This is a genomic window from Xanthomonas chitinilytica, from assembly GCF_026107455.2.
Classification (GTDB): Bacteria; Pseudomonadota; Gammaproteobacteria; order Xanthomonadales; family Xanthomonadaceae; genus Stenotrophomonas; species Stenotrophomonas chitinilytica.
This window is the reverse complement of record NZ_JAPCHY010000012.1, coordinates 89,335-109,156: the sequence shown is the minus strand read 5'-3', so window position 1 is coordinate 109,156 and position 19,822 is coordinate 89,335. Positions and strand designations below refer to the sequence as shown.

The window sequence follows — 19,822 nt, the reverse complement described above, 5'->3', positions numbered from 1 at the left end:
CTTGGAAAATGGCCGGCGGGGTCAGCCCGGCCCGCCGGCATCGTGCAGGTAGTCCAGCGTCACCTGCAACAGCGCGCGCAGGCCCACGTCCAGCGCCGATTCATCCAGCAGGAACTTCGGCGAGTGGTTGGCGGGCGCGGTGGCCGGGTCGATGCCGGCGCCGGTGGCGCCGACGAAGAAGAACATCGCCGGCACCTGCTGCGCGTACAGCGAGAAGTCCTCCGCGCCCATCTGCAGCGGCGGCTCGTAGACGTTGTCGGCGCCGACCACCGCCTGCAGGCTGGGCAGCATCCGCGCGGTCAGCGCCGGGTCGTTGACCGTGGCCGGGTTGCCCTCGGCCTCGTGGATCTCGGTCTTCGCGCTGGCGCCATGCGCGGCGGCGGTGTGCTCGGCGACGTTGCGCAGGTCGGCGAAGATCTGCTGGCGCATGCCCTCGTCGAAGGTGCGGATGGTGCCGACCATCTCCACCTCGTCGGGAATGATGTTGTAGCGGATGCCGCCCTTGATCGCGCCGAAGGTCAGCACCGCCGGCTGCTGCGACAGGTTGGTCCGGCGGCTGACGATGGTCTGCGCGGTGCCGACCAGGTCGGCGGCGGCGACGATCGGGTCGATGCCGTTCCACGGCGCCGAACCATGGGTCTGGCGGCCGGTGACGGTGATGCCGAAGCGGTCCGAGGCCGCCATCAGCGGGCCGCCGCGCACCGCGATGCGCCCGGCCTGGACGCTGGAGAACACGTGCAGGCCGAACATCGCCTCCGGCTTGAAGTCGGCGAACAGGCCCTCCTTCAGCATCAGCGCGGCGCCGCCCTCCTCCGGCGGCGGCGGGCCTTCCTCGGCCGGCTGGAACACCAGCATCACCTGGCCGGGCAGCTCGTCGCGCATCGCCACCAGCGCCTCGGCCACGCCCAGCAGGGTGGCGGTGTGCGCATCGTGGCCGCAGGCATGCATCACCCCGACGGTCTCGCCGCGGTAGCTGTCGGTGGCGCGGGAGGCGAACGGCAGGCCGGTCTGCTCGGTCACCGGCAGCGCGTCCATGTCCGCACGCAGGGCGATCTTCGGCCCGGGCCGGCCGCCCTCGATGATCGCCACCACGCCGTGGTGGGCGATGCCGGTGCGCGGTTCCAGTCCCAGCGCGCGCAGCTGCTCGGCGACCTTGGCCGCGGTGCGCCGCTCGCGGTTGGACAGCTCCGGATGCTGGTGGAAATCGCGCCGCCATTCGACCACCCGGTCCTTGAGCCGCGCAGCGGCGGCACTCACTTCCGGGCGTTCGCCGGGTGCGGCCAGCGCCAGCGGCGGCAGCAGGCACAACAGCGCGGACAGCATCACGGTCTTGCGGGCCATCGGAAACTCCGTCGGATTCGGCTGGCCCTCGAATGTAGGCCATCGATCCGGCCGCGGCGAGGCCCTGCCCCACACTTCCCGCGATCGTCGCCGCCGGCCGGGTGCGGGGCGGGCGCTGCGGGAGCCTGATGCACCCGGCGACCCTCCTGTCGACGCGACCGGCTGCCCGCATGGGAGCGCTGCTGGCGCTGTTCGCCCTCGATACCGGGCGGTCGGCGATCCCGACGATCGCGTTGGCGCTGCCGACCGGCAGCGTCGGGAAGAACGCGCCCACGATGATCGGCGTCGCCTGGCGGCACAGCGCAGGCACGGACCGGTGCCGCGCGAAGCCAACATCGTGCGCTTCGACCCGATCTCGATGACGACGAGGGGGCGATCCTGGCAGCGGTGCCGCTGGCCATCGGCCTCGGCGACGGTTCCGGGCTGCCGCGACCACTGGGCATCGCCATGATCGGCGGCCTGCGGGTCTTGCAGAGGATGGCGCTGCTGCGCACGCCGGTGCGAGCACAGGCAGCTGCGGCTGGCCCGGCGCAGCGCCTGAGCCGAAAGCGCGACGCCCGGGCAATGGACCCGGGCGTCGCATCCGCCATCAGCGCCGCTGGCGGACCCGGTGCGGCAAGGACATGCCTCAGTCCTGCGAGCCGCCGCCGGCACGCGCCGGTTCGACCAGCGACTGCGCGGTCTCCACCAGCCGCACGAACTCGGCGCGCTCGCCTTCCGGGTCGTCGCCGCGGGCGGCGCGCGCGGTCGCGGCGATCTGCGGCCAGTCCCAGCCCGGCATCCGCGTACCGCCGCGCAGCGCATCGGCAAAGCCGGCCACCGCGGCGGCGAACCGCAGCGACGGGCCGGGCGCGGGGCGCAGCTGGCCGGCCAGGATCGGGGTGCGGATCAGCTCGCTCCGCTCCTGGTCCGGCAGCTTGTAGCGCAGGCGCACGTCGGCCACCTCGTCCGCATGCGCCGTACCGGCCTGCTGCGGCTGGCCGTAGCGCAGCGGCGGCAACTGCTCGGCGCCGCTGCCGACCGGGACGAGCTCGTACAGGGCGGTCACTTCATGGCCCGGCCCGATGTCGCCGGCGTCGACCTTGTCGTTGGCGAAGTCCTCGTTGGCGAGCACGCGGTTCTCGTAACCGACCAGGCGGTACTCGGACACCCGCGCCGGGTTGAACTCGACCTGGATCTTCACGTCGCGCGCGATGGTGAACAAGGTGCTGCCCATCTCCCTGACCAGCACCTTGCGCGCCTCCTGCAGGTTGTCGATGTAGGCATGGTTGCCGTCGCCGACGTCGGCCAGCCGCTCGGCCATCGCATCGTTGTAGTTGCCGCGGCCGAAGCCGAGCGTGGTCAGCGCGATGCCGGACTTGCGCTGGTCGCCGACGTAGGTCTCCAGCGCCTTGCGGTCGACGATGCCGACGTTGAAGTCGCCGTCGGTGGCGAGGATGACGCGGTTGGCGCCGCCTTCGATGAAGGACTGGCGGGCCATCGCGTAGGCCAGCTCGATGCCCTGTCCGCCGTTGGTGCTGCCGCCGGCTTCCAGTGCCTCCAGCGCGGCCAGGATCTCGCCGTGGCGGTCGCCGCGGGTCGGCTTCAGCACCAGCCCGGCACTGCCGGCATAGCTGACGATGGATACGCGGTCCTGGCTGCGCAGCTGCGGCACCAGTTGGGCGAAGGCCTTCTTCAGCAACGGCAGCTTGTCGGCCGAGTACATCGAACCGGAGGTATCGACCAGGAACACCAGGTTGATCGGCGGCAGCGCGGTCTTCGGCAGTTCATAGCCCTTGATGCCGATCATCAGCAGCTGCTTGCGTTCGTCCCACGGCGCCGGCGCCAGTTCGGTACTCACCCGGAACGGCACGGCCCGGTCGGGCGGCGGCAGATAGCCGTAGTCGAAGTAGTTGATGAACTCCTCGGCCCGTACCGCATCGGCCGGCGGGCGCACGCCATCGCCGAGCATGCGCCGCACGTTGCTGTAGCTGCCGGTATCGACATCGATGGAGAAGGTCGAGAGCGGCTGCTCGCTGGTGCGTTTGACCGGGTTGTCCTCGCGCGGCGCATAGGTCTCGGTGTTGACCGGCTCTGCGACCCTCGAACCGGTCAGCACCATCCGGTCCAGCGTCATGGCCGGCGCGGATGGTGCCGGCGGCGCGACGATGTCGCCGGGGAACGGCGCCTCCGACACCTTCTTGTAGCTGCACGCTCCGAGGGCCAGGGCCAGGACGATCACGGACATCCGATGTTGCATGGGCACTCCTTTGTCTGCTGCGAGGATGGCGCCGGCCGCGGCCGGCACCCGGCCCGGTCGCCGGGCGTGGTCAGCATAACCGCCGCCAGCGCCCGCCCAGGAGCGCCCGGACCGCCATCCGTTCACGGCCCGTTGCCGACGACGACAAGCGGCGATGGCAGCAGTAGCGGCCGCCGGCGGCGAAGCGCGGGCAATCGCACGCGGCATGCGCGCGGATGCCGCGTGCCGCCGGCGCGGCGACGGGTTGTCAGCCGGCCAACGCCGCCAGCGACTCTTGCTGCATGCGCTCGTAGATCGCGAATTCGTCGTGCACCGACGCGCCCAGCACCTGCTCGAACGCCTCGCGGTTGGCGTGCGCGGCATAGGCGCGCTGTTCGTCGCCGCCGAGGTTGGACTGGAAGATGCCCGCCGCGCTGACCGGCAGGAAGTCCTCGTAGACGATCGGGTCGGCCGCGGCCAGTCCCGCGGCGATCAGCGCCTCGGCCGGCAGGCCCCTGGCCGCGGCCGGGTCGGCACGGCCGGCATCGGTGAGGCGGTAGCGGAAATAGCCCAGCCCTTCGCGGCGCAGCGTGGCGTAGTCGTCGGGGAAACCGGCGAACGCCGCTTCCAGCCGCGTCGCGTAATCGCCGCCCGCGCTGCCCTCGGCGGCGCGCGCCTGCGCCAGCAGGGTGTCGTACAGCGTACGGCCCTTGGGCGTGAGGGCGAGCCCGCGCTGCTCGATCTCGCCGAAGCGCGCGGTATGGGTGCCGGCATCGCCGCTGTCGCCGGACGGGAAGTGCACCGTCTCCTCCAGCGCCTTGAAGCTGGTCTGGCGCAGCAGGATCGGGCACTGCCGGCGCGGCGGGCCTTCGATCACCGCCTTGGCGGCGATGCCGCGGCGGTGCATCTCGGCCTGGGCCGCGTCGATGTCCAGCGTGCGCGGGGTGAGGTGGTTGATGTGCGGGCCGCGGAAGCTGACCACGTCGGCGATCAGCCGGTGCGCCCCATGCAGCGCGTGGTAGGTGGACAGCGACACGGTGGCGTCGTTGTGCCAGCGGAAGGTTTCCAGCGCCTCGACCACGAAGCGCCAGGCGTCTTCCTCGCCGAGGCCGCCGTCGCGTTCGCACTGCTCGATCAGTGCCAGCGCGTCGGCGGTGAAGATCCGCCGCTGCGCGAGGATCGCCGCGGCCTGCCCGCGCAGCGCAGCGTCCTCGATCAGTTCCAGCCGCAGCAGCGAGGTGAACACCCGGAACGGATTGCGGTTCAGCGCCTCGGCGTCGACCGGGCGGAACGCGGTGGAATGCACCGGCACCCCGGCCACCGACAGGTCGTAGTAGCCCACCGGCTGCATGCCCATCACCGCGAACAGCCGCCGCAGCATGGCCAGCTCCTGCGCGGTGCCGACGCGGATCGCGCCATGGCGCTCCACGTCCAGCCGCGCGCGCTCGCCGCTGCGTTCCATCTGCTGCGCCAGCGCCGGATCGGCCGCCAGGACCTGGTCGTTGACCTGCGCCACCAGCTCCACCAGGGTGCCGTACAGCGGCACTTCGGTGCGGTACATGTGGGACATCGCCTGTGCGAACAGGCTGCGGATGTGGTCGGGCGAAACGAAGCGGTCGGCGGTCATCGGTGGGGAAATCAGGGTTCGGCGGAGGTTTCCGGCAAGCGCCATTCTCGCCTGCGCACGCTGCCAACGGCCATCTGCACAGCAGCAATCGGCCTGTTGGCCGCTATTGGCCGGCGCGCGCCGCCGCGGCGGCCTTGCGGCGCTGCTCGCGGTCGCCCAGCTGCCGCCGCAGCATGGCATCGAGCTGTACCGGCCGCTCCCAGTGGTCGTAGCTGGCGACGATGGCATGGCGCAGCGCGCGCCACTTCAGGTTCTCCGGCGCGACCGGCAGCCGCGCGACCACCGCCTCCCAGCCCTCGTCCGGGTGCTGCGCGCGGGCGCGCACCGGTTCGCGGCAGCCGAGCCCGGTCACTTTTCCCCAGAAGCATGCGAAGTAGATGTCGCCGGCGCTCCAGCCGTGCTCGTGCAGCAGCGCGGCCACGTAGTCGCGGTGGACGCCGGCATAGCGCGACACCTCGTCGAGGAAGCTGTCCGGGTAGCGTTCGGCGTAGTCGTTGATGTCCGCCAGCTGGCGGTCCACCCAGGCATCGCCGGTGGCCGGCACGTAGCTCGCCACGGCGTCGCCGGCCTCGTCCTGCGCCGCCAGCGCCGGCGGCAGCAGCAACAGCAGGCAACAGAGGAAGGCGCGCGCGGACATGTGGCGATTGTGCCGCATGCCCCGGCCCGTGTCAGGCGACGGCCAGGCGCGTGGCCGCGTCCATCGCATGCACCGCCTGCGGCCAGGTCGAGGCGGTGGCTGCCTGGCGCAGTCGCTGGCCATGCCCGGCAGTGGCCGAGGCGGCCATGGCGAGTTCGCTACCGGAAGCGGGGAACGCAGGCGGCCCCGCGCTCCGGCGCATGGCCCTTGCCGGACTGCGGGGCGGCCACGCCAGAACGTCATCGGGTACGCACGCCGGGCTCGCGGCGCCCAAGCGCGGGGAAAGGCGTTAGGCTCCGGCAGAAGCCTTGCGGACCCGGCAGACAATGGATATCGATACGATCACATACGTCCAACCAGACGCGGAGATGGGGCGCAAGCTGTTGCTGGCAGCCCGCCGTATCTTTACCGACACGTTCTCGCATCTGTACGCCGCGGATGCATTCGAGGATTTCTGCGACAGGACGTATGCGCCGGATGGACCCATGGCCAGGGACCTGCAAGACGGGACGGTCGGCTGGCGGGTGGCAGTAGCCGGCCATGAGCCGATCGGCTATGCAAAGCTCACCCCGCTGCGGGCGCCGGCGGCCGATCCGGGCGATGGCGCGCTGGAGTTGCAGCAGATATATGTCCTCTCGGATTGGCACGGTACCGGCGTTGCCGAACAGCTCATGCAATGGGCCGTTTCAGAGGCGCGCAACCGCAACGCGGAAGCGCTCTACCTGACCGTATTCGACCACAATGAGCGAGCGAAGCGGTTCTACAGCCGCCACGGTTTCGAGGAAGTCGGCCGTTGTACGTTCACGCTGGGCGATCGTGTCGACGACGACCGCATCTGGCGCAAGCGTCTCAGGTAGGCGACCGGGGCCCGACGGTTCCGCATGACGCGAAGCATCGGCCCACGGAGGTTGCGGCGTGGGCCCGGCCCCGGTTGTCCGGCCGAACAGCCCGGCGCGGGGATGTCCGTTTCCGGCCGCTTCGAGCATGCGGGCGTGCCGTGTGCCCGTGGCGGGTTCCCGGGCGCAGGAAAGCCGCGTCGCGTCAGAAGACCGTGGCCAGGCGCAGGCTCACGCGAACGCCCTCGGCGCGGTCCCTGGCGCGGGCTTCCCAGTAGGCCGCCGCATGGATCGACGACGAACCGCCGTACCAACTCAACGCCGGGCCGGCGCCGACGACCCGCTCCCGACCGCCGGTACGGATGCCATCCACGCGGTCGTCCACGAGTTGGACGAGGTAGTAACCGGAAGCTCCCGCGCGGACCCGGTCACCGATTCCACGCGAGATGGACGCATTGGCATGGAAGGCCGATCCGGCCTGTAGTTCACGGGCGCCGGACGATGGTGGCGGAGAACGGTTGGGTGCGACCCACAGGTAGTGCAGCCGCCCGCTCAACTCCCACGCCGGGGATGCCACCCAGGTGAAGGCGTAATGCGGGTTCACCCGCCATGCGTTGGTGCCGATATTGAGCGGCGCATTGCGATCGTACGACCCGGTCGGAAGCGTCACGTTGAAGTTCGCGCGCTGCCAGAATGGCCGGCCGAACAGCGTCCGCTCCGGCCACTGAAGCAGGAGCGGGCCCAGGAACAGATCGCCGACGGCGGTTTTCTCCAGGCGTGGTCCTTCCCTTGGCTCCACCACCACATGCGCGAGCGGCACGATCGCTTCGGCACCGACGTGGGCTCCCAGGAAGGTACGTTCCGACAGGTAACTGACCTGCACGAGCAGAGCCGCCGCCGTGACGTCGGCCGCGGCGTCGATGCGCTCGCCGCGTTCGTCGCGGGCCTTGTGCGAATGGTGGGCGGAAAGCGTTTGCTGGAACAGGAGCCCGGGCCCGGCGATTCCATCCTGGAAGCCGCTGTCCCCCAGGTTGAGCGGAGGCAACGCCACCCCTGCGTGCGCCGGAGAGACCGCCATCATCATCGCGATGGCTGCCCGGAACGCGTACGGCCACCGCCTGCGTGCCCGCCCCGCCCGGATCGATGCGCCTGTCTTCATCGTGCCGCCTCGCCTGGCTGCCCCTGCAATGCGATCGCGCCCAGACCTCCCAGGACGACCACGGCGACCATGAAGGCAGCGACCCAGGCCCAGCCGGCTGTCGCCGCGATCGCGCTTGCGATCAGCGGGCCGATCACGACCCCGATGCTGTTGCCCTGGGTGGCGAGCCCGACGGTGGTGCCCAGGAGTTCGGGACGCGGCGAATGGCGCGGCGCGGCATCGAAGATCGCGGTCGGAATGAACGCGCCGACGAACGAGATGACGACGCAGAGCAGATAGGAGTACCCGCCGGGAAGCGGCAGCGCCAGTACGCCGATTCCGCCCAGTGCCATCGCGGCGAACCCCACCCGCATGAGGGTGGTCGCGCGGGCGCCCGCGCCGAGCCGATGGCCGCAGGCGAGGCAGCCCGCGGCGCCGGCGGCGACGGCGATCGCGCTGAGCACGCCGGCTGTTCCCGCCTCGACGCCGAGGCGATCGGACAGCAGCGTCGGGAGAAAGCCGAACAGCGAGAAGTATGCCGCCGTGTAGGCACCGAAGATGCCCGCCAGCAGCCACGGCCCCGGAACGCCCAGCGTGCGCGACAGAGCGGCGGCGGTCCCGGGTTGCACGCGAGCGCCGCCGCCTGTGCCAACGCCACGCACCGCGATCGCGATCCATAGGGCGAAACCGGCGAGGATCGCGGCGTTCAGGTGCCAGATGCCGCGCCATCCCAGCGCATGCAGCGCCGGTGCGCAGAACATCATCAGCGCCATTCCCACCGGCATGAAGGTGGCCCAGGCGGCGAAGGCGCGCGCGCGCTCCTGCGGACGGCTGGCCGCGACGATCAGCGACGGCGCCGCGATGGTGACGGCGAGGAATCCCAGGCCTTCGATGGCCCGGGTCGCCACCAGGAGCGGCAGGTTTGCGGAGACCGCCCCGATCGCCGAGCCGGACGCCTGGAGCAGCAGTCCGTACACGACCGCCTGCTTGGCGCCCGCGCGGTCGACGACACCGCCGATCGCGACACTGGCCAGCGCGCCGATCAGCGCAAAGGCGGACAGGATCCACGAGGCCGCCGTCAGTCCGATCGCAAGGTCGGCACGGATGGCGTCGAGCGCGATCGGCGCCTTGCCGACCTGGAACGCGGAGACCACGCCGGCGCCGACGACCAATGCGACGGTCCGCCAGCCTTGCCGCCCGCTGGAATGCGCGATGGACATCAGCCCACCCCGGCCGGCCGCCCATGCAGCGGCGAGAGCGCGGCGGCGATGCGCGCGACATGCGCTCCCTGGAACCTGGCGCCCGCCAGTTCGTTCTCGCTGGGGAGGCGGTCGTTGCCCTCGTCTCCGGCGATGGTCGTGGCGCCGTACGGCGACCCGCCCGTGACCTCGCCCATCAGCAGCTGCCCCTTGAACGTATAGGGCAGGCCCACGATCACCATGCCCAGGTGGAGCAGGACGGTATGCGTCGACTGGATCGTCGCCTCCTGCCCACCATGCTGGCTACCGGTTGCGACGAACACGCTCCCGACCTTGCCGACGAGGGCATCCTTCGCCCAGAGCCCACCGGCCTGGTCGAGGAAGTTCTTCATCTGCGCCGCCATGTTGCCGAAGCGCGTCGGTGTACCGAGGACGATCGCGTCGTAGTCGGGAAGCTCGGCCACCGTGGCCACCGGCGCAGCCTGATCCAGCTTGTAGTGCGCGCGCCGCGCGACCTCGGAGGGAACGATTTCGGGGACCCGCTTCACCGTCGCGTCGGCGCCCGCCTGCCGCGCCCCTTCGCAGACCGCATGGGCCATGCGTTCCACATGCCCGTACGACGAGTAATACAGGACCAGCACCTTGGCCATGACCGCGCTCCGTTCGACAAGGCGGGCAGGATGCGGCCGTTGATCGATCTACGTAAGTGATAAAATTTAGGCGTATTCGATCGAATAGATGGATCATGCTGGATGCGCTTACCCTCGACCAGCTTCGCGTGCTGGTCGCCGTCGCGGAAACCGGGAGCTTCCGCGCCGCCGCCACGCGCATCCGCCGGGTGCAGTCGGCGGTGAGCCATGCCATCGCCACGCTCGAGGGCCAGTTGGGGGTGGAACTGTTCGATCGCTCGGGCCGGCGTCCGCTGCTGACGTCCGAAGGCCGGGCCCTGCTGGCCGATGCGAAGGCGATCCTGCTGAAAGTCGATGCGATGCGCGCGCGTGCGGTCGGCTTGGGCGAAAGCGTCGAGCTAGGCCTTTCCCTGGCCGTCGATACGCTGTTTCCGGTCGCGGCGCTGGCCCACGCCCTGGGCGAGATGCGTGCCTCGTATCCGTCCGTGGCGGTGCAACTGCGCTCGGTGCCCCTCGGGGAGCCGCTGGCGGCGCTGCGCGAGCGGCGATGCACGATGGCGATCACCGTCGGCGAAGACTTCCGCGATGCGCACATCGAACTCGAGGCGCTCTCGCCGGTGGGCATCGTCGCCGTGGCGGCACCCGGCCACGCGCTGGCGCGACGCGATCCGGGCCCGATCGATTCGTCCGAACTGGCCGAACACCTGCAGATCGTGCTTGAAGACCCGACCGGCCAGACGCAGGGGCGGGATTTCGGCGTGCTTTCGCCGGGCACGTGGCGCGTTGGCGGACAGGACATCAAGCAGGCGCTGATCCTCGCCGGGCTGGGCTGGGGTCGCCTGCCGGAGTGGTCGGTCGAACGCGACCTCGCCGAGGGATGCCTGGTGCGGCTGGACGTCCCGGCACTGGGAATGCATGGCAGGGTTGCGCTGCAGGGCTATCTGGCCCGGCGCATAGACGAGCCGCTTGGGCCGGCCGCAAGAGCGCTGCGGCAGGCGCTGCTCTCGCACCTGGGGGGCGCTGCGGTCCCGGGCTAGGACCCGGCGCGTGGCCTGCCTCGCATCGCGGTCCGCCCGCTCGCGCACCCACGGCCAGGCGTGAACCGCGACCGTGCCGGCCCACACGTCATCCCTGCGCCTGCCCCAGCGCCAGCGCCGCGGCCCGGGCCTGGCGTACCGCCGCCGCCTTGACCTGGAGCAGGCGTTCGGGATCGGCCAGGGTCGGCGCCACGGCGATCTCTTCGACGACATCGACACCGATGAAGCGCAGCCACTGGCGCATGAACGGCTTCTGCTGGTCCTCATGGACGGTGGCCGCATCCGGCGAGAAGTCGCCGGCACTGGAGTACACCAGAACGGCCCGCTTGTTCTTCAGCAGCGGGCGATACCCTTCCGCCCTGGACCATGACCAGTTCTGGCCGGGCAGGGTCACGATGTCGATGTAGTGCTTGAGGCGGTAGGGAATGCCGAAGTTCCACATCGGCAGGCTGAAGACGTAGCTGTCGGCCTCGTTGAAGGCTTCCGACAGGCACACGGCCCTCGCCCATTGCGCGCGTTGCGCGTCCGTCGCCTCCCGGGAACGCAGCACCGCGAACTTCGCGGCGATCATCGCGGCATCGAAGTCCGGAAGCTCGAGGTTCCAGACATCGATCGACGCGACGCTCGCGGTCGGGTTCGATTCCCGATAGGCCTGGACCAGTTCCCGGGCAATGGAGCCGGAATGGGAGGCGGGGCCGGAGGGAGAGCCCGCGATATGCAGCAGGTTTGCCATGTCCAGGGCCTCCCGGTCACGCTTCGATGAAACGCAGGCCCGCCACGCCCGCTATCACCAGGGCAAGGCACAGCACCCGGGCCGGGGTGAAGGCGTCGTCGTTCGCAGCGATCCCATAGATGGCCACGCCGACCGCGCCGATACCGGTCCACACGGCATAGGCCGTGCCGGTCGGCAGATGCTTGATTGCGTGGGCGAGCAGGAATATCGATGCCAAGGCCGAAACGATGCCGAGCATGCTCGGCCACGGCTTCGTCCAGCCATCGGATGCCTTGAGCGCCGCCGCCATCACGATCTCGACGACGCTTGCGGCAAGCAGTAACCACCAGGCCATTGCGCTTCTCCAAAAGGAATTGAACCCGGGCGCATTCTGTGTATACGCTTTCCCGGAAACAAGTACGCACCTTTTGGTTCCTATGGACGCCAGGATGAGATCGAAGCGGACCCGCGGCAACGTCTACAGCGCCTCCTGCCCATCGCGCAGCGTGCTGGAGACGATCGCGTCCAAATGGGCGCTCCTGATCGTTCCGCTGCTGGTGGAGCGCCCGATACGCAACAACGAGTTCCTGCGGCTGATCGACGGCATCTCGCAGAAGATGCTCACGCAGACGCTGCGGGAACTGGAGCGCAACGGCCTGGTGGAGCGGATCGATCACCAGACCGTTCCCCCGCACGTCGAATACCGGATCACGCCGATGGGGCGATCCCTGAACCAGGTGCTCGCCCCCGTGGACGACTGGGCGGAAGCGCACTTCCAGAAACTGCTGTCGGCGCGGGAAGGCTTCGACCAGCGGAGCCGATGACGGCTTCGCACCATGGCTACCCACTCGGTGCGAACCGCTTTTGGCCCAGGCCGGTTCGTGGATCGCAGCCGATCCGGCATTGGCCGGCCCCGGCAGCGCTCCGGCAGCTATCGCCAGCTGTTCCGCAGCATCGGCAGGCAGAACGCCGGCGCAAGCGCTACCACCGCAAACAGCCAGCGGGCGGCAGCGGCCGCATCCAGCGCGCCACCGTCGTGAGGCGCCCCGGCAAGATTGACCACCAGCCCGGCGAGCGCCGCCCCGAATGCGGTCGCGCACAGCTGCGCCGTCATGATCGAGGCCGCCGCGCTGTCCTGCTCGTCGGCCGGCGCGGTCCGCATGATCCGCGCGGAGAGATGGGGATAGATCATGCCGACGCCCATGCCTGCGGTCGTCAGGGCGACCGCCGTGAGTACCGTCGGCAACCGGGTCCCGGCAAAGGATGACGAAGGCAGGATGATCGCAAGCGCGATCAGCGACACCAGCGAGAGTGCCGGACCCAGCTTCGCCGCACGATCGAGGGCGGCTCCCCGCAGGCCGGCGCTCATGACCGCAGCGCCGGTCCAGCCCGCCGACATCACCGCCGCGATGTACCCCGCCACGAGGGGAGAATGGCCTTGCAGTTCCTGCAGGAACAGCGGAAGGAATATCTCGGTGCAGGTGACCGAGACGGCCATCAGCGCCGACACGGCATACAGCGCCCCGAGTATCGAACCCGACTTGAACGTGTTGCGGGGAAAGAGCCGGTGCCCGGCCCTGTTGTCGACATGGACCAGCGCACGAACCAGGACGCAGGCGAGTACGACGCAGGCCGCGATCCAGGCGCTGCCGTTGGCCAGGCTTGCCCATGAAGCGGCGAGGACCGCGGCCGTCAGCAAGGCGAGCTGGACCCAGGGCACGGGTTCCGTGGAAGGCGCCTCGCGGCCGCGCCCCGGGAGAGCGATGGCGGCGATCGACACGAACACCCCCGTCGCCAGCACCAGCGATGCGAAAGCGGCGCGCCAGTTCCCGAGCTCCGCGAAGATGCCGCCCACCGCCGGCCCGAGGAGCGTGGCGATCCCCCACATGCTCGACAGCAGCGCCAGCGCCCGCGGCCACAGCGGTTCGGCGAATACCCGTTGTATCAGCGCATAGGCCAGCGCCAGCAGCACGCCGCCCCCGAAACCCTGTATTCCGCGGCCAACCAGCATCACCCACATCTCCGGCGCCAGCGCGCAGCTGGCCGATCCGGCGGCGAACACCAGCGCCCCGGCGATATAGCCCAACTTCGGGCCGGCGCGACCGAGCAGCCTCGAGGCCATTGCCGCGCCGAGAATGGAGGCGACCACGAATGCCGTGGTGTTCCATGCGTAGTACTCGATTCCGCCGATATCCTGCACGACGGAGGGCAGGATGGTGGTGGAAACGTAGAGGTTGATGGCATGCAGCGCCACGCCGCCGCAGAGCAACGCCGAGAGAAGCAGGTCCTTGCCGGAAAGCAGCTCCCTCCAGCCGGCGCCCGTCGACCCGACTGCCGGATCCGATTCGCGCCGGCTCACTGGATTCTTGCCCCGGGCATGGGCAAGTGGGCCAGCTTGTCCGGATTGCGGGTGATGAATATCCCCGTCAGTTTCGCCTGCCCGTCGTATGCGAAGCTCAACGAGGCGACGATCTGCTCCCCCTCGAAGAGGGTGGCGCCCATGACGCCATTGATGTCGGTGTATTCCCAGTCCCGGTATTGGCGCCAGTACTGGCGCAGCCGCCCGGAGACGAACTCGAGCACGCGGGGCTTGCCGGCAAGGTCCTGCAGCAGTGCGGGCACCTTGCCGCCGCCATCGGCACTGAGGCGGACGTCGTCGGACATCAGCGCGGCGAGCCGGGCCGTGGACCCCGTCTCCACCGCGCATCTGAACGCGGCCAGCAGCTCCACCTGGCGTTCGCGGGGAACCGCGCTCCTGACCACGTCCTTGCCGACCTTCTCCCGCGCGCGGGAAACCAGCTTCCGGCAGGCGAGCTCGTTCACTCCCAGTGCCTGCGCGACATCCGGATAGGGCCTGTCGAATATCTCGTACAGCAGGTAGGCGGCGCGTTCCTTCGGGGTCAGCCGCTCCAGCAGCAGCAGGAACGCCATCGACAATGTCGAGGACAACTCGGCTGTCGTTTCGGGCGTCGCTTCGCTTGCCACGGAGATGGGTTCCGGCAGCCAGGATCCGATGTAGTCGACCCGCGTCTGCCTCGCCGCACGCAGCATGTCGATGCAGCGGCGGGTGCAGGTCGCCGTCAGCCAGGCCGCCGGGTTGTCGATGCTCCCGTCGTCGGCCTGGCTCCACTTGAGGTACGTGTCCTGTACCGCATCCTCGGCTTCCGCGTAGGAGCCGAGGATGCGGTAGGCGAGACCGAGCAGGAATGCCCGGCGCTCTTCGAACACAAGAAGCGAGCGCTTTGCATTCATCTTAGTGGGAGGAGATCTGGACCCGGTTCCAGAGATTGATCATCGCGACGGTAAAGGTCAGCGCACTTACCTCGGCATCGCTGAAGTGGTTGCGCAGCCGGTCGCGGACTGCGCCATAGTCGCTCTTCGGGTCCAGGCCGGTGAGGGTCTCGGTCCACTCCAGAGCGACGCGCTCCTTCTCGCTGAAGTCTGTCGTGTGCTTCCACACCAGGAGCCGGTCGAGACGTGCGTCGGTCTCCCCGTCCTCGCGCGCTTCGCGCGTGTGCATCTTCACGCAATAGGCGCAACCGTTGATCTGGGACGCCCGCAGCTGCACCAGGTGGTGGATCGTGCGGTCGAGCCCATGGGTATCGATGGCGGCATGGACGCCCTCCAGCTTCTCGAATACGTCCGGAGCGGTGGCGTAGTAATTGAACGGCTTGGTGCTCATGGGGCCTTCATCGGTGGTGGATACACCTTTATGACGATCCAGCGCCCCGGGTTGTGACGCGGCGGGCGGCACGCTTCCGCAACGAGGCGGCCATCGGCCATCCGGTTGTCGCCGGCGATGGCTCAATCACCGGGCGTGGATCCGGCGCCCGCGGCCTCCAGATCGATTCCGGGATACCAGCCGCTGCGCGCCAGAAAGGCCTTCGGGTCATCCATTTCCAGGATCTCGCGCAAGGCCTGGCGCTTGTCGTCGGCGCTGCGGTAGTAGGCTTTCGCAATGCGGTAGCCGACCCAGTATGCGAGGTCGCCAGGCGTGTCCTGGGATGAGTTGTACGCCCAGCGGGACAGGTCGGTGCTGTCGATGTCGGCGACGAATGCGGATTCGATCTCGAGCTCGCGTCCTCGGGCCGCCTCGGCGTTGCTGGTGTAGGCGATCCCTCCGGCAATCAGCTCCGCGACGAACTCCGCTATGCCTTCGCTCAGCGCGATCTCCAGTACCGTCGGTTCCTTCTTGTCCACGACCGTGCGCACGTATGGCTGCTGTACGTGCGCATACTCATGCGCAAGCACGGAGACGATCCGGTCTTCGAGCGATGGATTGATCCAGTCGACGCCGCACAACGCTTCGAATCCGACCTGGATCCCCGTGTCCGGGCCGGCCACGGCGATGGGCTTGCCGCGGCTGATGGCGATGGTGACAGGCGGGAATGTCGCACCCTCGTACATCGAGCCGAACTTGTGCAACGCCGCGTCGAGGCGTCCGCGCGCCCGCGGAAGCGCCTCGCTGCAACGCCTGGCGTCGCTGTACAGCGCCGGGTTGGCGGTCATTGCATCGACGATGCGTTGGCCGGTGACGTTGCGCAGGCGGGCGAGGGTCTTCAGCCCCGGCGAGCCCTTGTCCAGATACTCGCCATCGATCTGCTGCGCCGTGGGCGCGCCGCCCGCCGCGTCATAGACCTTGTAGAACAGGTCGACGTCGCTCGTGTCGATCTCCACGCGCGGGGTGCTCGTGGCCGGTGCGGCGTTCCCGCCGGGAGCCGGCATCAGCATCCAGGCAAGCGCGAATGCCGCGGAATACGTGTGTGTCCTGCCCTTCCGATATGTCACGCAATATCCTCCTGAAACCATGGTGCGATCGTGCGGCGGCCATCACTCGACCCGGGCCGCCGCTCTCCTGAAGTTCCGGTCGGCATGAAGCGCCCTCCATCCGCTCGGACCGCTGCAACTTCCTCATGCTCCCGGCGCCGCAGGCTGTACCGAAGCGGCCGGCTCGGGTATGGCCTTGCGCGGTCCATCCATCGGACCGGGCGCTCCGACCTGCCCGGCATGGCGCCGATCCCGCGATGGACCGGCGCCAGCGTGCGCGTTCCGGCAGCCGCCGCCCGGGGAGCGAAGCTCATGCCGTTCCAAGCGGATGATCGTGCCGTCAAAGACCCCTGTCCGGTTGCCGATGGATGGAACGCATCATCGCGGCAGCGACCCTGCCTGGTTGCCGGCGGACACCGGTGCATCGGGATCCCGTTTTCGATACGCACCACGAAGACCTCCGCCGGGAGGACGGTATGGTCGCGGAGGACAGGGCTGGCGACAAACGAGTTGTCTTGCCATCCACATTAGAGAAACTAACGCGATGCGGTTCCGCCCCCTGCCTGGCCCGATGGTGCTTGGGGCCGGGTCATCCCACCACGCCCATGCCCTGCCCCTGTCGAGGCCGCGGGCCTCGCCCCGGTGCATTTCGCCGATGGTTGCGGGATGAGGCCGCCCGGGATATCGCCTCCGGGCGGCAGATGACGACCTGCACAACATGGCCGGGGGCCATCGGCGCGAGATCAGGCAACAACCTGTCCGGCGCGCTCCAGGGCCTCATCGGCTCCGCCCAGGTACCGCAACCGTTGCGTATGGCCGGAAAGCCGAACTGCGCGAAGGTTCCTGGGCCGACGGAGGAAGGTGCGCGGACAAGCGGCGACTGTGCCGCCTGCCCCGGCCCGCGTCAGGCGGCGGCCAGGCGCGCCGCCGCGTCTATCGCGTGCACCGCCTGCGGCCAGGCCGCGGCGGTGGGCGCTTCGCGCAGGCGCGGTTCGTCGCTGGCGACGCCGTGCTCGGCTTCGTGCGCCCAGGTCACCGCATACGGGGTATGCACGCCCCAGCCGCCCAGCGCGATCACCGGCTCGATGTCCGAGCGCAGCGAGTTGCCCACCATCACGAAGCGCTCCGGCGGCAGGTCGAACTCGGCCAGCACCCGGGCGTAGGTCGCATCGTCCTTCTCCGACACGATCTCGATGCGCGGGAACAGGTCGCGCAGGCCGGACAGCGCGATCTTCTGCTCCTGGTGGAACAGGTCGCCCTTGGTGATCAGCACCACCGGGAAGTCGGCGGCGATCTCGGCCACCGCCTCGCGCACGCCGTCGATCAGCTCGACCGGGTGCTGCAGCGTGGCGCGGCCGATCTCCACCACCTGCTGCAGGTGGCGGGCGCTGATGCGGGCGTCGGTCAGTTCGATCGCCGCCTCGATCATCGACAGGGTCATGCCCTTGACGCCGTAGCCGAACACGGCCAGGTTGCGCCGCTCCACCGCCAGCAGGTGGCGCAGCGTGCCGGCGTCGTGCAGGTCGATGTAGTGGCCGAGGATCTGCTCGAACTGCTGCTCGGCGAGCCGGTAGTAGTCCTCGCTCTTCCAGAGCGTGTCGTCGCCGTCGAAGCCCACCAGGCCGATGGCGTGGTGGCGAAAGGAGGGGGAAATGGTCATCGGGCGAGGATAGCGAGCCATCGCCATACATGGAAAGGGCGGCTGTGCGCCGCCCTTTCCGTTGCCTGCCGCCGTGGATGCGGGTCAGTTGTTCTGCGCATCCACGAAGGCCTTGTATTCGTCCGGCGTGAGCTGGCCGTCGCCATTGGCGTCGGCCTGGTCGAACACCTGCGACAGGCCGGCATTCACCTGGGCCTCCTGCTTGCTGATGCTGCCGTTGCCGTCGGTATCGACGCTGGCCCAGGTCTGGCCGCCTTCCGAAGCCTGCGCAGCGGCGGCATCGGTCTGCTGCGCCTGTGCCGCCCGCTCCTGGGCTTCCGCCGCCTGCTGCTGGGCATCCTGCGCCATCGCCGGGAAGGCGAGCGCGGCACCGGCGGCGGCAACGAGGGCGAACAGGGAATTGCGATTGCGAAGAGTCATGGGTGGTTTCCTCTCTGATCAGCGGTGAAGATCGCGCGGCGTTTTCCGCACGGTCACTACCCTGCCGCCCCTTGCCTGAATCGCCATTGCCCCCGAATCGCGGCGCCCACGCGGGCTTAACCTACGCCGCCGCCGGAACGGTTACCGCATTGGTTAGCGATCGGTGAGCGTGCGGTAAGGCATGCGTTCAACGCGACCGAAACTGGGATATGGATCGTGCTTTCTAGCGCGGCCCGTCGTGCCGCGACGGCTTGTCCGCATCCGACCGCGAACTGAACACCCACCAGCCCAAGGCCACGCCGGCCAGCGCGCCGCTGATTTCGAGCACCACGCGCGTGCCCAGCTCGTTGGGATCGTGGATGCTGGCCAGTGCGATCCGCGCGTACAGCGGCGACTCCAGCCGCACCATGCCCAGGTAGAACAGGTTCCAGGCGTCCACGCCGGCGCCCACCGCCACCGCGATCAGGCTGGCCCAGCCGATGGCGTGCCCGTGCGACCAGCGCAGCCACCGGCACAGCTTCTGCCACAGGAAGAACACCGCGAACCCGATCAACAAGGCGATGAGCCCGGCTTCCAGCGAGCCCAGCAGGCCAAGGTGCAGCGGCAGGTTCATCGGGCGGGCTCCGCGGGAAGGCCGCACAGTCTAGCGGCTGCCGCCCTCAGCCATCGTCCTCGGACAGCACCTGCACCTGCGCCAGGTCGTCCTCATCGACGCTCACCCGCACCTGCATCGGCCGGCAGCACACCTGGCAATCCTCGATGTACTGCTGCTGGCGGATCGACACGTCGACCACCAGGTCGGTGGCCTCGCCGCAGTAGGGACATTGCAGCGTGACGAACTGGGTATCCATGGACATGGCGGCCTCGCGACGGTACGGAACGGCCACCAGCATGCGCCCGCCGGCCTGGCGCCGTCGTCAACGCACCGGGAAACCGTAGGCGGTAAGCGGGTCCGGTTCGGGCTTCAGCGTGTAGTGCCACCATTCCTGCGGATAGTTCGCGAACCCCTGCGCCGCCATCGCCTGCAACAACCGCTGCCGGTTCCCGCGCTGGCGCGCGTCGATGCCGGCGGCATCGGTGTGCGCCAGCGGGTCGAAATGATCGAAGCCGGTGCCCATGTCCAGCGCGACGCAGCGGCCACTGCGGCAATCGAGCAGGCCCAGGTCGACGGTAGCGCCGCGGCTGTGGCCGGAGGTCGCGGCGATGTAGCCGCCGCCGAGCAGTTCGGACTTGGCCAGGCGCGGGTAGTAGCGCTGCCTGGCGGCCGGGTCGTCGGCTTCGTCGATCCACGCCACGAACGCCTGCACCGCGCGCACCGGCCGGTAGCAGTCGAATACCTGCAACGAATATCCCTGCGTGCGCAGCGCCTGCTGCACCCGTGCCAGCGCTTCGGCCACCGGCCGCAGCAGGTAGCACTTGCCCGCCTCGTAACCGGGCACCGGGCGGCCGGTGAAGTTGTCGCTGCCGGCGCAGCGGATGTCCAGCACGATGTCCGGCGCCAGCGCGCGGATCTCGACCATTCCCGCCTGCTCCGGCCCCTCGGCGGGCGATACCGTCACTTCGCCGGCGATGGCGGCCGCACAAGCCAGCATCACCGCCGC

General features: G+C 69.4%; 21 protein-coding genes and 1 pseudogene. 4 read left to right on the top strand and 18 right to left on the bottom strand.

Features of this window, described 5'->3' with window-relative positions; genetic code table 11:
* Positions 1-21: 21 nt before the first annotated feature.
* Positions 22-1,341, bottom strand: coding sequence for an amidohydrolase (locus OK345_RS14125; RefSeq protein ID WP_265128624.1), 1,320 nt, complete (start codon positions 1,339-1,341; stop codon positions 22-24).
* 122 nt (positions 1,342-1,463) lie between these two features.
* Here OK345_RS14125 and OK345_RS14120 point away from each other — a divergent pair.
* Positions 1,464-1,839 (top strand): annotated as a pseudogene (locus tag OK345_RS14120) (efflux RND transporter permease subunit); the annotation flags it as partial.
* Between the two features lie 130 nt (positions 1,840-1,969).
* Here OK345_RS14120 and OK345_RS14115 read toward each other — a convergent pair.
* The 3 genes from OK345_RS14115 to OK345_RS14105 form a co-directional block, all read right to left on the bottom strand.
* Positions 1,970-3,457 (bottom strand): vWA domain-containing protein, encoded by a 1,488-nt coding sequence (locus OK345_RS14115; protein ID WP_425510973.1) that lies wholly within the window; start codon positions 3,455-3,457, stop codon positions 1,970-1,972.
* A gap of 370 nt (positions 3,458-3,827) precedes the next feature.
* Positions 3,828-5,186, bottom strand: coding sequence for a 2-oxoadipate dioxygenase/decarboxylase HglS (hglS, locus tag OK345_RS14110; protein WP_265128622.1), 1,359 nt, complete (start codon positions 5,184-5,186; stop codon positions 3,828-3,830).
* 103 nt (positions 5,187-5,289) lie between these two features.
* On the bottom strand, positions 5,290-5,823 hold the full coding sequence (locus OK345_RS14105) for a hypothetical protein (RefSeq protein WP_265128621.1): 534 nt from the start codon (positions 5,821-5,823) through the stop codon (positions 5,290-5,292).
* Between the two features lie 326 nt (positions 5,824-6,149).
* On the opposite strand from OK345_RS14105, the gene OK345_RS14100 reads away from it, so the two are divergent.
* Entirely contained in the window at positions 6,150-6,680 is a 531-nt protein-coding gene (locus OK345_RS14100) for a GNAT family N-acetyltransferase (protein WP_265128620.1), read from the top strand.
* A 184-nt stretch (positions 6,681-6,864) separates the two neighbouring features.
* On the opposite strand, the gene OK345_RS14095 is transcribed toward OK345_RS14100, so the two are convergent.
* From OK345_RS14095 to wrbA, 3 genes are read right to left on the bottom strand one after another with little or no spacing between them, the layout of a single operon-like run.
* A complete protein-coding gene (locus OK345_RS14095) occupies positions 6,865-7,818 on the bottom strand; it encodes a SphA family protein (RefSeq protein ID WP_265128619.1) in 954 nt (317 codons plus the stop codon).
* The gene (locus OK345_RS14090; RefSeq protein ID WP_265128618.1) at positions 7,815-9,017 is read right to left on the bottom strand and encodes an MFS transporter; all 1,203 of its coding nucleotides are present in this window, start codon (positions 9,015-9,017) and stop codon (positions 7,815-7,817) included. Before OK345_RS14090 ends, OK345_RS14095 begins: the two co-directional genes overlap by 4 nt.
* Positions 9,017-9,646, bottom strand: coding sequence for an NAD(P)H:quinone oxidoreductase (wrbA, locus tag OK345_RS14085; RefSeq protein ID WP_265128617.1), 630 nt, complete (start codon positions 9,644-9,646; stop codon positions 9,017-9,019). Before wrbA ends, OK345_RS14090 begins: the two co-directional genes overlap by 1 nt.
* Before the next feature lie 95 nt (positions 9,647-9,741).
* Here wrbA and OK345_RS14080 point away from each other — a divergent pair, with 95 nt between their 5' ends.
* On the top strand, positions 9,742-10,662 hold the full coding sequence (locus OK345_RS14080) for a LysR family transcriptional regulator (RefSeq protein ID WP_265128616.1): 921 nt from the start codon (positions 9,742-9,744) through the stop codon (positions 10,660-10,662).
* A gap of 88 nt (positions 10,663-10,750) precedes the next feature.
* Here OK345_RS14080 and OK345_RS14075 read toward each other — a convergent pair whose 3' ends face one another.
* Together OK345_RS14075 and OK345_RS14070 are read right to left on the bottom strand one after the other, a co-directional pair.
* The gene (locus OK345_RS14075; RefSeq protein WP_265128615.1) at positions 10,751-11,395 is read right to left on the bottom strand and encodes an FMN-dependent NADH-azoreductase; all 645 of its coding nucleotides are present in this window, start codon (positions 11,393-11,395) and stop codon (positions 10,751-10,753) included.
* A 16-nt stretch (positions 11,396-11,411) separates the two neighbouring features.
* Positions 11,412-11,729, bottom strand: coding sequence for a DMT family transporter (locus OK345_RS14070; RefSeq protein ID WP_265128614.1), 318 nt, complete (start codon positions 11,727-11,729; stop codon positions 11,412-11,414).
* Positions 11,730-11,823: 94 nt separating this feature from the next.
* Between OK345_RS14070 and OK345_RS14065 the strand changes: the two genes are divergently transcribed.
* The gene (locus tag OK345_RS14065) at positions 11,824-12,198 is read left to right on the top strand and encodes a winged helix-turn-helix transcriptional regulator (RefSeq protein WP_265128613.1); all 375 of its coding nucleotides are present in this window, start codon (positions 11,824-11,826) and stop codon (positions 12,196-12,198) included.
* 107 nt (positions 12,199-12,305) lie between these two features.
* On the opposite strand, the gene OK345_RS14060 is transcribed toward OK345_RS14065, so the two are convergent.
* The 9 genes from OK345_RS14060 to OK345_RS14020 all read right to left on the bottom strand — a co-directional run bounded on the left by OK345_RS14060 (position 12,306) and on the right by OK345_RS14020 (position 19,813).
* The gene (locus OK345_RS14060) at positions 12,306-13,733 is read right to left on the bottom strand and encodes an MFS transporter (protein ID WP_265128612.1); all 1,428 of its coding nucleotides are present in this window, start codon (positions 13,731-13,733) and stop codon (positions 12,306-12,308) included.
* Entirely contained in the window at positions 13,730-14,626 is an 897-nt protein-coding gene (gene sigJ, locus OK345_RS14055) for an RNA polymerase sigma factor SigJ (protein WP_265128611.1), read from the bottom strand. Before sigJ ends, OK345_RS14060 begins: the two co-directional genes overlap by 4 nt.
* Position 14,627: 1 nt before the next feature.
* Positions 14,628-15,056, bottom strand: a complete 429-nt coding sequence (locus OK345_RS14050) for a carboxymuconolactone decarboxylase family protein (protein ID WP_265128610.1) — start codon at positions 15,054-15,056, stop codon at positions 14,628-14,630.
* Positions 15,057-15,178: 122 nt separating this feature from the next.
* On the bottom strand, positions 15,179-16,051 hold the full coding sequence (locus OK345_RS14045) for a DUF2268 domain-containing putative Zn-dependent protease (RefSeq protein ID WP_265128609.1): 873 nt from the start codon (positions 16,049-16,051) through the stop codon (positions 15,179-15,181).
* Between the two features lie 994 nt (positions 16,052-17,045).
* The gene (locus tag OK345_RS14040; RefSeq protein WP_265128608.1) at positions 17,046-17,801 is read right to left on the bottom strand and encodes an HAD family hydrolase; all 756 of its coding nucleotides are present in this window, start codon (positions 17,799-17,801) and stop codon (positions 17,046-17,048) included.
* 84 nt (positions 17,802-17,885) lie between these two features.
* The gene (locus OK345_RS14035) at positions 17,886-18,221 is read right to left on the bottom strand and encodes an EF-hand domain-containing protein (RefSeq protein WP_265128607.1); all 336 of its coding nucleotides are present in this window, start codon (positions 18,219-18,221) and stop codon (positions 17,886-17,888) included.
* Between the two features lie 223 nt (positions 18,222-18,444).
* The gene (locus tag OK345_RS14030; RefSeq protein ID WP_265128606.1) at positions 18,445-18,834 is read right to left on the bottom strand and encodes a hypothetical protein; all 390 of its coding nucleotides are present in this window, start codon (positions 18,832-18,834) and stop codon (positions 18,445-18,447) included.
* A gap of 46 nt (positions 18,835-18,880) precedes the next feature.
* On the bottom strand, positions 18,881-19,078 hold the full coding sequence (locus tag OK345_RS14025; protein ID WP_265128605.1) for a CPXCG motif-containing cysteine-rich protein: 198 nt from the start codon (positions 19,076-19,078) through the stop codon (positions 18,881-18,883).
* Positions 19,079-19,138: 60 nt separating this feature from the next.
* Positions 19,139-19,813 (bottom strand): M15 family metallopeptidase, encoded by a 675-nt coding sequence (locus OK345_RS14020; protein WP_265128643.1) that lies wholly within the window; start codon positions 19,811-19,813, stop codon positions 19,139-19,141.
* Between the last annotated feature and the right edge of the window lie 9 nt (positions 19,814-19,822).